The following is a 13915-nucleotide window of genomic DNA, read 5'->3' on the forward strand; positions in this document are numbered from 1 at the left end:
CTATGATACCATAATGAGCGTTTGGTTGTATAGCATACGTTCAAACAATCTTTGCTCATGACCAAATCTTTTCATCATGTTACAATATGATGAATGACTAAAAATAAGGTGGCTGATAGTAATGGCATACGATGGTTTATTTACACGAAAAATGGTAGAATCTTTACAATTTCTCGTTGATGGTAGAATTCATAAAATCAATCAACCTGAAAACGATACAATCATCATGGTAATACGTCAAAATCGTAAAAACCATCAACTTCTACTCTCGATCCATCCTAGTTTTGCTAGAATGCATTTAACAGATAAAAAATACGATAATCCATTTGAACCACCAATGTTTGCAAGAGTATTTCGTAAACATTTAGAGGGTGGTTTTATTAAAGCAATAAGACAAATTGGAAATGATAGACGTGTAGAAATAGATATACACAGTAAAGATGAAATTGGTGATACCACTTACCGTACAGTTATTTTAGAAATAATGGGGAAACACAGTAATTTAATATTAGTAGATGATCAACGCAAGATTATTGAAGGTTTTAAACATTTGACGCCTAATACAAATCAATATCGTACAGTAATGCCTGGGTTTCAATACGAAGCACCTCCTACGCAAAATAAAACAAATCCATATGATATTACAGGTACAGAAGCTTTAAAATTCATTGATTTCAATAGTGGAAAAATCGCTAGACAGCTATTAAATCAATTTGAAGGCTTTAGTCCTTTAATTACGAACGAAATCGTCAATCGCAAACAATTTATGACAACTGAAACGTTACCAGAGGCATTTGATTCTGTAATGAATGAGACAAAGGAATTACCTACCCCTGTTTTTCATAAAAATCATGAAACAGGAAAAGAAGATTTCTACTTCATGCATTTAAATCAGTTTTACGATGATATGGTTGAATATGATTCTTTACATGATTTATTAGATAGATATTATGATGCCAGAGGCGAAAGAGAACGCGTAAAACAACGTGCAAATGATTTAGTTAAATTTGTACAGCAACAGTTGCATAAATATCAAAATAAATTAAGTAAACTAATCGATGAACAAGAAGGTACTAAAGATAAAGAAGTACAACAATTATTTGGTGAATTAATCACTGCCAATATTTATAGAATTAAACAAGGTGATGAGTATCTGACGACTACTAATTATTATGATGGTAATGAAGTAACCATTCCTTTAGATACCACAAAATCACCAGCAACAAATGCCCAAATGTATTATAAAAAATATAATAAATTGAAAACACGTGCACATGAATTAACACGTCAAATTGATTTAACTAAAGAAAACATCACATATTTTGAAAATATAGAACAACAACTTACACATATATCCGTGGAAGATATTGATGACATTAGAGAAGAACTTGCCGAACAGGGCTATATGAAACAACGCAAACAAAAAAATAAGAAAAAGAAACCTTCCATTCAATTACAGGAATATGTCTCAAGTGACGGAGATACTATGCTTGTAGGAAAGAATAATAAGCAAAATGATTATTTAACAAATAAAAAGGCAAGCAAACAGCATTTGTGGTTTCATACAAAAGACATTCCTGGTTCTCATGTGGTGATCTTAAATGATGCACCTAGTGAAAATACCATAAAAGAAGCGGCTATGCTGGCTGGCTATTATTCAAAAGCTGGTAATTCTGGTCAAATACCAGTAGATTACACTGAAATTAAACACGTTCATAAACCTTCTGGTGCAAAACCAGGGTTTGTAACATATGATCATCAAAAAACACTCTATGCTACACCTGATTACGACCATATTCAAAAAATGAAAGTGACATCATAAACATAAAATACTTTAAAGTTGTAGTAACCATGTCCCTATAAATTAAAAACAAGGCTAAGATTATGAGCAATTAGTACACACAACATGTGTACGATGCTTAATCTTAGCCTTTTTAATATTTATTTTTTTCTGGTAACGCGAGTTGAAAATTAACGCCAAATCTATCTACAATCCATGTAAATTCTCTAAATGGTGGCATTTCAGTTTTAGGCATTAAAATTGCCCCACCACTTTTTAATTTACTAAATAATCTTTCCATTTCTAATGGACTGTCTACCGTAACATATAATGACATTGCTGGATTCATGTCCACATCGACACCATTCATATTATCAATCGCCATAAAAACTTGATCTTTCAAACGAAAGATAGCATGTTGCACTGCACCAGTAGGTTCTTTATCATCTTCTTCATATTTAACCATCGTTAATATTTCTGCATCTTCAAATGCTTCTACATACAGATTGATTGCTTCCTCTGCTTGTCCATTAAACATAAGAAATGTCGTTATTTTTGGAATTGCCATTAAATTGCCTCCTTAAAACATCTTAAATATAGAATAAAACAAATTCTTAAAAAAATCGAACGAATTAAATTAGCAATTAACAAATAATTTGAAGCATAGCACCTATAAAGATCTATAATTAAGATAAATTCATAAATCCGTTTCCTAATACATCTCTCACATCATGAATAACTAAAAAGGCATTTTCATCTACCTCATTTACAAGCTTTTTAACTCTGGTCACTTGTGATTGTGGCACTACAACATACAACATACTTGTTTCATGTTTACCATAACCACCTTTCCCTTTTAAAAGTGTCGAGCCTCTACCTGTAAAACTATTGATTTCATCACTAATTATCTCATTTTTACTTGATATCACAGTAACTGCTTTTTTAGGATAGAATCCTTCAATAATAAATGCAGTTGCACGTTCAGTGATAAATATCATAATTACAGTAAACAAGACATTTTCTAATGGTAAGACAAATAAAAAGGATAAGACAACCAGAGCATCTAAAACAAAAATACCTTGTGATGTTTTGATGTCAAAATATTTATTTAACATCTTAGCAATGACTGATGTACCCCCTATCACGCCCCCAGAAGTAATTACTAATCCTATACCTACACCTACTAATACCCCTCCAAAAGAAGCATTTATTACAAAATTATCAATACCTGTTTTAAAGTTTTCAGTTAAATCTAAAAAGATAGATATCGCTGTATTGGCAATAAAAGTATATACTGCTGTTCTGGTACTCAAAAAACGCCATCCTACAATAATGACCAATGTATTTATAATTAAAGAGGATATAGCAGGTGAAAAGCCAAATGCATATTTTAATGCCAATGACATACCAACTGTACCCCCATCACCTAAATTAGATTCTAATATAAATGAATTAACTGCGATCGCACTCACAAACGCACCAATTAAACAGACAATAACATTTTTTGTATGGTTTTTTAGTAGTTGTTTCACAAACTTCATATCATTTCCCCTTACATTTGATAATATAAATTTAATTAAGGTAAGCTAGAAAAGCGTATTCAAATCATGCTTCATTTTGATTTTACAAATGCGTTTTTTTCTCACAAATTGAATTAAAAACCAAATTAATTGAAAATATAACATTATTTGTTGTTACATAGTATAATTGCAAATGTAACACAACCTATTTCAATATACCACTTAGTGTAGTTTGCAACATTAATTTCTAAAGCGTGTGTTATTGAAAACTTTGACGGCTTAAAACAATAAAATCATTTTACTTTTGAATATTTATAGTTAAAATAAATACAAATACAATTGGAGGTATTTCATGCTTTATTATATTATACCGTTACTTATTGCAGCTTTAGTGATACTCATTGGCTTTATCATCATTAAAATTATGATTCGTTAATAATTTTTATATAACAACTTTATCACATTTCTTTTTAATCATTTCAAATCGTGAATGATTTCAGTCGTTTTCATATAGCAACATTCAAATAACGCAGAAACGTAGACAATATAATCTTATCTACGTTTCTGCGTTTTTGTTTTTGAAGTTAACCGAAACTTCTATAAAAAATCTATACCATTTACTCACTTGCTAAATTTTCACTTTATTTAAATTCTTTTCTAAAAAGCGTAACAAGTAACAAGATGATAAAAGATGCAATAACTGCAGTTAAAAATATTGGCATATACGCAAGATGTGTTGCATCTTCAATACCATTTGTGATTGCACGTCTTAATGTATCGTTAGAAATTTGATTTACTTGCCCTAATATTTTAGTAAGATTACCTGAACGATGCTCCATTATGTTCATTAAAGAAACTGGTATGTCTTTGAGTCCAAAATGGGCTGAATTTATACTTTCTTTAATTTTACTCCCCATTTGGCTATATCCGAATTGAATAAATGTCGTAAACATTGTCGGTGCAATAGTAATTCCGACTTGTCTAGAAACTGATAATGTTCCAATAACTGTACTATTATTTTTAGCTGAATGTGCTGACTTAGTTGCTAATACAGTCATTGGTGCGCCAATAGTAAAACCAAAGCCTAAGCCTGCAATTATTGAAAATACTAGAAATGGCATAGTTGAATAAGTTAAAAAGGCTAAACCACCATAGCCAATCATACTAATGATACTTGCAATCACTAATGCAAATATAGGACCTTTTTTATCTACAATCTTTCCACCCATTGATGCGCCTACACCTGAAGCTAATGCCAAGGGCGTCATCCAATATCCACTGTTAGCAGCTTTAACATGCAATACGTTTTCAACAAATGAAGGAATGAAAATAATTGATCCAATTAACATCCCAGATAAAACGCCCATAATCAATACCACTGAAAAAGCTGGCTTTTTCAGTAAATAAAAAGGTAAGAAAGCATCTATATCAGTCGCTTCATTTTTATATTCCACTAAAATTAAAATACCATAGCCAATCATAGCCAATACAAATAAACCAATCACCGAAAAACTGAGTATACTATTAGCAATATTACCAGTTTGTATATTATTAATCGCAAACATCATTAATAACGTTGAAAATGAAAATACAATGATGGCATATTTATCAATTTTGGTTTTAACTTTTTCTTGTGTTTCTGGCATTTTAATCATCATAAAAATGACAATCATTATTGCCACTGGGACATTGATCAAGAATAACCAATGCCATGTACCACTTACATTAATTAATAAACTTCCAATATTTGGTCCTAATACCGAAGCAATACCATTCATTGCTCCTAATCCACCAAGCATACTACCTTGCTTTTCTTTGGTATATGTAGAAATGATATGTGAACTAGCGATTACAAATAAACCGCCACCACCAAACGATTGAATTAAACGTGCAATGATAAAGAACGTATAATTAGGACTTAATGCAACTAACAATGATCCAAAACCAAATAAAATCACTTCAATTATAAATATTTTTTTACAGCCATACATATCAGCAAGTTTACCTGCTATAGGTGTGGTTACAGCCATACCTAATGTATAAATCGTTATTCCCCATGATCCCATTTGTGCTGAAATTTCAAAGGATTGATTTATTGTAGTTAACGCTGCACTAATAATACCGTTGTCTAAAGCCGCCATAAACACACCAATGAGTAAAAATAGTGCAACAATATCAAATTTTTTATGTTTCAAATTCATTCATTCCTTTCTATCTTGGAATTTCATATGATATTTATTATTTAAAACCTACTTTGTGAACTAATTATGAACAAAAATGTATTTACATATTAAAAAATGCCTAAAAGACCTTTTATCAATATATAAAAGTCTTTTAAGCATTTTCTAATCAATATAATTACATAATTTTTTTGCGTTATTTCAAATTTCCACAATATATTTACAAATAATGGTTATTTAATATGGCCTTTTTGCTTAAGGTTTGATTTGGATTTTTTATAAATATTTGATTCTGTAGCGTTAAATACCCATTTATTTTCGTCTTCTGAAGTTGATTGTGCTCTATAGTCTTCTGATTTTTTGAGGAATTTATTTAAATGAGCAAAATGATTATAGGCTACTTTCGAGTCTTTTGTCATAACATCCCCTCCACTTAACATTTTATGACAAGTTATCTCTCCAATCAACTAATGTAGTAATATCATTTTCAGAAATTTCTCCATTTTCTCTTGCAACTTCAATTAATTCATTATAATTACTTAATGTATAGAAAGGAACTCCAGCTTGTGCAAATTGTTCGTCTGCTTTTTTCAAACCATAAGTAAAGATCGCTACTACACCAATGACATTTGCACCAGCAGCTTTCAATGCTTCTACTGCAGTTATTGAAGAACCACCTGTAGATATTAAATCTTCTATAACTACTACATTTTTCCCTTCACTTGATGCGCCTTCAATTTGATTCTGTTTACCATGGCTTTTACTTTTTGATCGAACATAGTTCATCGGTAAGTTCATCACTTCTGAGACATAAGCTGCATGCGGTATACCGGCTGTTGCAGTACCTGATATAACTTCAATATCTTTAAAATGTGATTCAATCAATGCTTGTAGACCATCTCTAATATGATTACGTACGTCTGGAAAACCTAATGTAACGCGATTATCACAATATATTGGTGATTTAATGCCTGAACTCCAAGTAAACGGATCATTGGGAGATAATGATACAGCTTTTATGTCTAACAATGCTTGTGCAATTGATTTAGTCATTTGATTTCAACCAACTTTCTTTAATTTTTTGGTAACTCTTAACCGGAGTTTCACTCTGCGTGATTGGTCGCCCCACAACAATATGTGTAGCACCAAAAATGCTTGCCTTTTCTGGTGTCGTAACACGTTGCTGATCATCGGAGGAAGTATTTTCCGGTCGAATGCCTGGCGTCACTTTCAAGAAATCTTCACCCAATTCTCGTGTTAATAATTTTGCCTCCAGTGGTGAACATACAACGCCATCTAAACCTGATAATTTGGCTAAACGCGCATAATTCAAAACCGCTTCATCCATTGTACTTTGGATATTTTGTTCATCATGTAACATTATTTCTGTAGTTGACGTTAATTGTGTCACTGCAATAATTTTAATATCATTATTATGTTTTTTAATGCCTTCTAAGGCGCGTTTCATCATTTCTGAACCACCAGCCGCATGTACATTTACTAAATCGACATCTAATTTACCTAAGCCTTCCATTGCTTTGCCAACAGTGTTAGGAATATCATGTAATTTTAAATCTAAGAATATGCGATGACCACGTTTTTTAATATTAGTGATTAATGACGGACCAGTTTGATAAAAAAGTTCCATCCCGACTTTGACAAATAAAGGTTCATCAAATTGATCTAAGAATTGTTCAACTGCTTCTGCTGAATCAAAATCTAAAGCAATGATTGGTAGATTATTTTGCATATATATCGCCTCTCATAGTATCTTTTTCATTATATTTGCCAAGCACGTAAAGGCATATGACAGCAATGATATTTTTAAATTTTTTACCCTGACAAGGACAACTAGGAGAAAAATTTATGAAACCATTTTTCGTCCTAGCCATCTACTGCCAATTTCATAATTTTCACTTAAACATAAACAATTGTTTTAGTTTTCTTAACATTGGAAACTAAATTTTACATATTTTTCATTGTAAAAGTCATACTTTCTATAACCGATGTTAATGCTTCCGCTGTATCTAATGAAGTTAGACAAGGTACACCATTTTCTACAGAGGCACGTCTAATTTGGAAACCATCACGTTCAACTTCTTTTCCTTTTGTCATTGTATTAATCACAATTTGCACATCATTCGTTTGTATACGTGATAATAAATCGTCTTCTCCGCCAATTTTCCCTACAGTTTCTGCAGTTATATGGTTATTTTCTAATTTTTTAGCAGTACCTTCAGTAGCTAATATTTTATAACCGACTTCATTTAAACGAGCTGCGATATTCACAATTTCATCTTTGTCTTTATCACTTACAGTCATCAATACCGTGCCATAATCTTTAACTTCCATACCACTTGCTGTCAAACCTTTATATAAAGCCTTTTCCATAGTTGAATCTTTGCCCATGACTTCTCCAGTTGACTTCATTTCAGGTCCTAATGTGATATCTACATTTTTCAATTTATTAAAACTAAATACCGGTGCTTTGACAAAGACACCTTCACTATATGGTTGAACACCTTCGCGATATCCTAAATCTGTAAGTTGCTCACCTATAATTGCACGCATGGCCAACTGTGCCATTTGTATATGCGTAATTTTACTTAAGAAAGGAACTGTACGACTCGCACGAGGGTTCACTTCTAAAACATATACACCATCATGTGCAATGACAAATTGTATATTGATTAAACCTATGATATTTAGGCCTTTCGCTAAGCGAATTGTATAATCTTCTAGTGTTTTAAGCTCTTCTTGTGTCAAGGTTTGTGGAGGATATACTGCAATCGAATCACCTGAATGAACACCAGCGCGTTCAATATGTTCCATAATCCCAGGTATAATTACCGTTTCACCATCTGAGATAGCATCGACTTCTATTTCTTTACCTGTGAGATATCTATCAACTAATACAGGATGATCCGGACTCGCTTTCACTGCTTGGTTCATATAATTGGTTAACTCTTCATCGTTATATACGATTTCCATAGCACGTCCACCTAATACATATGATGGTCTAACTACTACAGGATAACCGATTGCACGTGCATTTTTGAGCGCTTCTTCAGCTGAAGTTGCTGTTTTACCGTTAGGTTGAGGCACATCAATCTTATGTAACAGCGCCTCAAATTCTTTACGATCTTCAGCACGGTTCAGATCTTCAAGTGATGTACCTAAAATTTTCACGCCATACTTTTCAATTTTATCTGCTAAATTAATCGCAGTTTGACCACCAAACTGAACTACTACACCTTTTGGTTGTTCAATATTTATAATATTCATTACATCTTCTTCTGTTAGTGGTTCAAAATATAATTTGTCTGAAATTGAGAAGTCTGTAGACACTGTTTCAGGATTATTATTGACGATAATGGCTTCATAACCAGCTTGCTGAATTGCCCAAACAGCATGCACAGTTGCGTAATCAAATTCTACACCTTGGCCGATTCTAATTGGTCCTGAACCTAAAACTAATATTTTCTCTTTTTCAGTGACGATTGACTCATTTTCTTGTTCATATGTGCCATAGTAATATGGTGTAGCTGATTCAAATTCTGCAGCACAAGTATCTACCATTTTATATACTGGTGAAATATTATGTTGTTTTCTTAAATTATAAATTTCAGATTCTGACATATCAAAACGATGTGCGATAATTCGATCACTAAAACCATAACTCTTAGCAAATTTTAAATAGTCTATATCCCCTTTGTGTTCTTTTAAATCATGCTCTATATCAATGATGTGTAGGAATTTATTTAAGAAGAAATAATCAATCTTAGTCATTTCGTGTATTTCTTCTAAAGATGTACCTCGTCTAATAGCTTCTCCTATAAAGAATAAACGCTCATCATCTTGGTCTTGTATACGCGCTTTTATATAATCTAAATCATATGTTTCACCATTTGGTAAGCCTAAATGATGTACACCATATTCAAGTGAACGAATCGCTTTCAATAATGACTCTTCATATGTTCGACCAATCGCCATTACCTCACCAGTTGCTTTCATTTGTGTACCTAGCACACGTTCACCCTTTTCAAACTTATCAAACGGAAAACGTGGAATTTTTGTTATAACATAGTCCAACGTAGGTTCAAATGCAGCATAAGACGTTTTAGTTATTGGATTCAGCATTTCATCTAAAGATAAACCTATCGCTATTTTGGCAGCTAATTTTGCAATCGGATAGCCTGTAGCCTTTGAAGCTAAAGCTGATGAACGTGAAACACGTGGATTCACTTCAATAATATAATATTTCATTGAGTGTGGGTCTAATGCCAGTTGTACATTACAGCCACCTTCAATGCCTAAAGCACGAATCACTTTTAACGACACATCACGTAACATTTGATATTCAACATCTGATAAAGTTTGACTAGGTGCTACTACAATCGAATCCCCTGTATGTATACCGACTGGATCTATATTCTCCATGTTACAAACAACAATGGCATTATCATTTTTATCTCGCATCACTTCATATTCAATCTCTTTAAAACCTGCGATTGATTTTTCTATTAAACATTGTGTTGCAGGACTGTAATGTAAGCCATTCGTTACCACTTGTCTGAATTCTTCATCATTATGGCAAATGCCACCGCCAGTACCTCCCATAGTGAAAGCAGGTCTCACAATTAATGGATATCCTACCACTTCTTTAAATTCAAACGCCTGTTCTAAAGTATTTACGATATCACTTTCTGGAACGGGAACATCTAGCTCATTCATTAAATCTCTGAATAATTCTCTATCTTCCGCTTGTTGAATAGACGCTAGTTTTGTACCAAGTAATTGTACATTGTTCGCTTCTAATACGCCGCTATCATGTAATTGAATCGCCATATTAAGCCCTGTTTGGCCACCTAAAGTTGGTAGTAAAGCATCAGGTTGTTCTTTACGAATAATGCGTGCAATAAAGTCATGCGTTAAAGGTTCAATATAGACTTTGTCAGCAATCTCATTATCCGTCATGATCGTCGCTGGATTTGAATTTACTAATATAACACGATAACCTTCTTCTCGTAATGCTAAGCATGCTTGCGTACCTGCATAATCAAACTCTGCAGCTTGACCTATAATAATCGGTCCAGATCCTATAACTAAAATTGTTTTAATATCGTTACGTTTAGGCATTTGTCAAAAGCTCCTTTTCTTTAAAGTCATGCATCATTTTAATAAATTCATCAAACAAATAATTTGAATCTGTCGGTCCAGGATTTGCTTCAGGATGATATTGAACTGAAAATGCAGGTAATGATTGGTGTCTTAACCCTTCAACTGTACCGTCATTAATCGCTACATGTGTTATTTCTAATGGTGTATTAACTAATGAATCTTTATCAATTGCATAACCATGATTTTGGCTTGTTAATGCTATTTTTCCAGTTTTTAAATCTTTCACAGGATGATTTGCACCTCTATGTCCAAATTTCATTTTAAACGATGTAGCTCCTTGTGAAAGTGCAAATAATTGATGACCTAAGCAAATGCCAAAGAAAGGAATTTTTCCTAAAATACCATTAATCATATTAATTGCAACTTTGACTTCTTCTGGATCACCAGGCCCATTTGATAACATCACACCATCTGGTGACATTCTAATAATTTCTTCTGCCGTGGAATCATAAGGCACAACTGTAACATTACAACCACGTAAATTAAGTTCCCTTACAATATTTTGTTTTTTACCAAAATCTACTAATACAACACTTAAGTCATAGCCAGTAGACACATATGGTGTCTTAGTAGACACTGTTTTCACTTCATCTCTAGGTAATTCAATGACCTTCAACTCTTCTAACAATTGCGGAATATCTGCCTTATTATCTGTAAAAGCTGCTTTTAAAACGCCATAGTTTCTAATTTTTCGAGTAATACTACGTGTATCCACGCCAGAAATACCTGGTATATCATAGTCTTTTAACACTTCGTGGAATGTTTTTTGCATGCGAAAATGACTCGGATAAGTGCTCGCTTCTTTAACAACAACACCACTCAATGTTGGTATCAATGATTCAAAATCATCTCGATTAATTCCATAGTTTCCTATCAATGGATAAGTAAATGTAATAATTTGTCCTGTGTATGATGGATCTGATATCGTTTCTTGATATCCAGTCATAGCAGTATTGAATACTATTTCACCTTTCGTCAAATGATCTGAACCCAATGGATAACCTTCATAATATGTTCCATCTTCTAAAACTAAATAGCGTTTTTGCAACATTACTTTTCCTCCTTAAATTTAACTTCACCTTCTACCAATGTTAATACTGGAGTACCGAATACTTTTTCGCCTATAAAAGGTGTATTGGTTCCTTTAGATGCAAAATCTTCTGACCTAATCTCTTTCTCTTCTTCTAGATTAATGACAGTAAGGTCAGCCAAACCACCTTCTTCTAATCTTCCATAAGGTAAATCAAATATTTGAGATGGCTTGATTGTTAAATAGTCAACCAATTGTTGCAATGACCAATCACCATTTTTCACAAAGTTTGTATACAATAATGGAAATGCTGTTTCACTGCCAACGATGCCAAAAGGTGCTTTTGTCATCGGCTGTGCTTTTTCTTCTTTCGCATGTGGTGCATGGTCTGTAGCAATGCAATCTATTGTCCCATCTAACAATCCTTCGATTAGCGCTGCTCGATCTTCTTTACTTCTTAAAGGAGGATTCATTTTATAGATTGCATCATCGCCAGGCACATCCTCTTCAGTTAATAATAAATGATGTGGTGTCACTTCTGCTGTTACATGAATACCTGCTTTTTTAGCATCTCTTATAGCTCGTACACTTTCTTTTGTAGATACATGACACACATGGTAATGTGCCCCTGCTGCTTCAGCTAACAGAACATCTCTCGCAATTTGTACCGCTTCACAAATATTAGGTATACCCGGTATGCCTAAAGCTTTACTACGTTCCCCTTCATGCATAGCACCACCATATATCAAACTATTATCTTCACAATGCGCAACTACTGCTTTATTTACTTTTGCTGCTTGTTGCATGGCTTCATACATCATATTTGCTTGTTGTACACCTACGCCATCATCAGTAAAGGCAAATGTGCCTAACTTTGCTAAAGCTTCGAAATCAACGTGTTCATTACCTGCTTGTCTAACCGTGATTGCACTGTATGGTAAAACTCTAACTTGTGCATTTTCTTCGATTAATTTGTTTAAACGCTCTAAATATTCAACAGAGTCAGGTACAGGGCGTGTGTTTGGCATTGGACAAACTGTTGTAAATCCTCCTCTTGCAGCTGCTTGAGTCCCTGTTGCAATTGTTTCTTTATGTTCACCACCTGGTTCTCTTAAATGTACATGTACATCAACTAAACCTGGAGCAACAAAATCCCCCTTTAAATCAACGATTTCAACATCGGTATCTACCTCTATATCTGACGCAATTTTTTTTATATTTTTACCTTCTATTAAGATAGAAGTGGTTTTAAGTTCACCATTTTCTAAGATTTTCGCATTAGTTAGCAATTTCATTTATTTCTGCCTCCTTTGTTTGTAATATATACTCAATGACAGCCATTCGTGTATACATGCCATTTTCCATCTGTTTAAAGATGCGCGATTTTTCTGCTTCAACTAAACAATCATCAATTTCAACACCGCGATTGACAGGTGCTGGATGCATAACGATTGCTGATGATTTCAATCGATTATAGCGATCTTTCGTCAAACCAAAGTTTTCGTGATAATTTTGATTTTCAAAATTTGATGTTTCTTCATCTCCATGTCTTTCGTGCTGTACTCTAAGTAACATGACAATGTCTATATCATCTATCACTTTATCTATATCAACATAGGGTGCTGCTAAAGTGTCATCTCTCCACGCTTCAGGACTCGAGAACATAACATTTGCACCGAGTGCTGTTAGACTTTGGAAGTTACTTCTCGCTACACGGGAGTTTTTTATATCTCCACATATTAAAATATTTAAATCTTTAAATGTGTCATACTCTTCATATATTGTCATAAGGTCTAATAAACTTTGTGTTGGATGCTGTCCACTTCCATCACCTGCATTGATAATCGGTAACTTCAGTGAATTTAAATCATTATAGTATGTTGTATCTGAATGTCTAATTACTAAAACATCTGCGCCTACTTGTTCTAATGTTTTACACGTATCGTATAAACTCTCACCTTTTTGAACTGAAGACGTGCTCGTCTCAAAATCAATCAATTTTAATCCTAATTTTTGCTCTGCCACTAAAAAGCTACTTTTCGTACGCGTAGAATTTTCAAAAAATAAATTTGCTACAAACTTGTCTTCATAATTATGTGGTTTAAACGATCCGTTTTTAATACCACTCGCAATTTCGATTAGTTCATAAATCTCATTTGTAGTTAGATGTTCCATTGATAGTAAATTATCCATTTTTTCAGCCTCCTAATAATGAAATACACAT

At 33.2% G+C, this 13915-nt stretch carries 11 protein-coding genes; 1 reads left to right on the forward strand and 10 read right to left on the reverse strand.

The window, feature by feature from the left end; all coding sequences use genetic code 11:
* Nucleotides 1-121: 121 nt before the first annotated feature.
* Nucleotides 122-1822 carry an Rqc2 family fibronectin-binding protein gene (locus KA824_RS07780; RefSeq protein WP_107385913.1) on the forward strand — a complete coding sequence of 567 codons (1701 nt, stop codon included), beginning with the start codon at nt 122-124 and terminating at the stop codon, nt 1820-1822.
* Between the two features lie 112 nt (nt 1823-1934).
* Here the strand turns inward: KA824_RS07780 and KA824_RS07785 are convergent, their stop codons facing one another.
* The 10 genes from KA824_RS07785 to KA824_RS07830 all read right to left on the reverse strand — a co-directional run bounded on the left by KA824_RS07785 (nt 1935) and on the right by KA824_RS07830 (nt 13884).
* On the reverse strand, nt 1935-2348 hold the full coding sequence (locus KA824_RS07785) for a VOC family protein (protein ID WP_107385116.1): 414 nt from the start codon (nt 2346-2348) through the stop codon (nt 1935-1937).
* 118 nt (nt 2349-2466) lie between these two features.
* On the reverse strand, nt 2467-3321 hold the full coding sequence (locus KA824_RS07790) for a YitT family protein (protein ID WP_107385117.1): 855 nt from the start codon (nt 3319-3321) through the stop codon (nt 2467-2469).
* Between the two features lie 620 nt (nt 3322-3941).
* Nucleotides 3942-5495: an MFS transporter gene (locus tag KA824_RS07795; RefSeq protein ID WP_107385914.1), complete on the reverse strand. Its 1554-nt coding sequence runs from the start codon at nt 5493-5495 to the stop codon at nt 3942-3944.
* Between the two features lie 218 nt (nt 5496-5713).
* Nucleotides 5714-5899, reverse strand: a complete 186-nt coding sequence (locus KA824_RS07800) for a hypothetical protein (protein WP_107383735.1) — start codon at nt 5897-5899, stop codon at nt 5714-5716.
* 22 nt (nt 5900-5921) lie between these two features.
* Nucleotides 5922-6533 carry an orotate phosphoribosyltransferase gene (pyrE, locus tag KA824_RS07805; protein ID WP_107383734.1) on the reverse strand — a complete coding sequence of 204 codons (612 nt, stop codon included), beginning with the start codon at nt 6531-6533 and terminating at the stop codon, nt 5922-5924.
* Nucleotides 6526-7230, reverse strand: a complete 705-nt coding sequence (gene pyrF, locus KA824_RS07810) for an orotidine-5'-phosphate decarboxylase (protein WP_107383733.1) — start codon at nt 7228-7230, stop codon at nt 6526-6528. The genes pyrE and pyrF overlap by 8 nt, the downstream gene beginning before the upstream one ends.
* A gap of 215 nt (nt 7231-7445) precedes the next feature.
* The gene (gene carB / locus KA824_RS07815; RefSeq protein ID WP_107383732.1) at nt 7446-10619 is read right to left on the reverse strand and encodes a carbamoyl-phosphate synthase large subunit; all 3174 of its coding nucleotides are present in this window, start codon (nt 10617-10619) and stop codon (nt 7446-7448) included.
* Nucleotides 10612-11712 carry a carbamoyl phosphate synthase small subunit gene (locus KA824_RS07820; protein WP_107383731.1) on the reverse strand — a complete coding sequence of 367 codons (1101 nt, stop codon included), beginning with the start codon at nt 11710-11712 and terminating at the stop codon, nt 10612-10614. The genes carB and KA824_RS07820 overlap by 8 nt, the downstream gene beginning before the upstream one ends.
* Complete coding sequence (locus KA824_RS07825) at nt 11712-12986, reverse strand: dihydroorotase (RefSeq protein WP_107383730.1); 1275 nt, start codon at nt 12984-12986, stop codon at nt 11712-11714. The genes KA824_RS07820 and KA824_RS07825 overlap by 1 nt, the downstream gene beginning before the upstream one ends.
* Nucleotides 12970-13884, reverse strand: coding sequence for an aspartate carbamoyltransferase catalytic subunit (locus tag KA824_RS07830; protein WP_107383729.1), 915 nt, complete (start codon nt 13882-13884; stop codon nt 12970-12972). Before KA824_RS07830 ends, KA824_RS07825 begins: the two co-directional genes overlap by 17 nt.
* Nucleotides 13885-13915: the final 31 nt, after the last annotated feature.

Source organism: Staphylococcus sp. GDY8P198P, assembly GCF_017891615.1.
Taxonomy (GTDB): Bacteria; Bacillota; Bacilli; order Staphylococcales; family Staphylococcaceae; genus Staphylococcus; species Staphylococcus cohnii.

What these genes read in the sequence shown, in the direction of transcription:
- KA824_RS07780 (WP_107385913.1), top strand. Translation starts at nt 122, where the DNA reads ATGGCATACGATGGTTTATTTACACGAAAAATGGTAGAATCTTTACAA.
- KA824_RS07785 (WP_107385116.1), bottom strand. Translation starts at nt 2,348, where the DNA reads ATGGCAATTCCAAAAATAACGACATTTCTTATGTTTAATGGACAAGCA.
- KA824_RS07790 (WP_107385117.1), bottom strand. Translation starts at nt 3,321, where the DNA reads ATGAAGTTTGTGAAACAACTACTAAAAAACCATACAAAAAATGTTATT.
- KA824_RS07800 (WP_107383735.1), bottom strand. Translation starts at nt 5,899, where the DNA reads ATGACAAAAGACTCGAAAGTAGCCTATAATCATTTTGCTCATTTAAAT.
- pyrE (WP_107383734.1), bottom strand. Translation starts at nt 6,533, where the DNA reads ATGACTAAATCAATTGCACAAGCATTGTTAGACATAAAAGCTGTATCA.
- pyrF (WP_107383733.1), bottom strand. Translation starts at nt 7,230, where the DNA reads ATGCAAAATAATCTACCAATCATTGCTTTAGATTTTGATTCAGCAGAA.
- carB (WP_107383732.1), bottom strand. Translation starts at nt 10,619, where the DNA reads ATGCCTAAACGTAACGATATTAAAACAATTTTAGTTATAGGATCTGGA.
- KA824_RS07820 (WP_107383731.1), bottom strand. Translation starts at nt 11,712, where the DNA reads ATGTTGCAAAAACGCTATTTAGTTTTAGAAGATGGAACATATTATGAA.
- KA824_RS07825 (WP_107383730.1), bottom strand. Translation starts at nt 12,986, where the DNA reads ATGAAATTGCTAACTAATGCGAAAATCTTAGAAAATGGTGAACTTAAA.
- KA824_RS07830 (WP_107383729.1), bottom strand. Translation starts at nt 13,884, where the DNA reads ATGGATAATTTACTATCAATGGAACATCTAACTACAAATGAGATTTAT.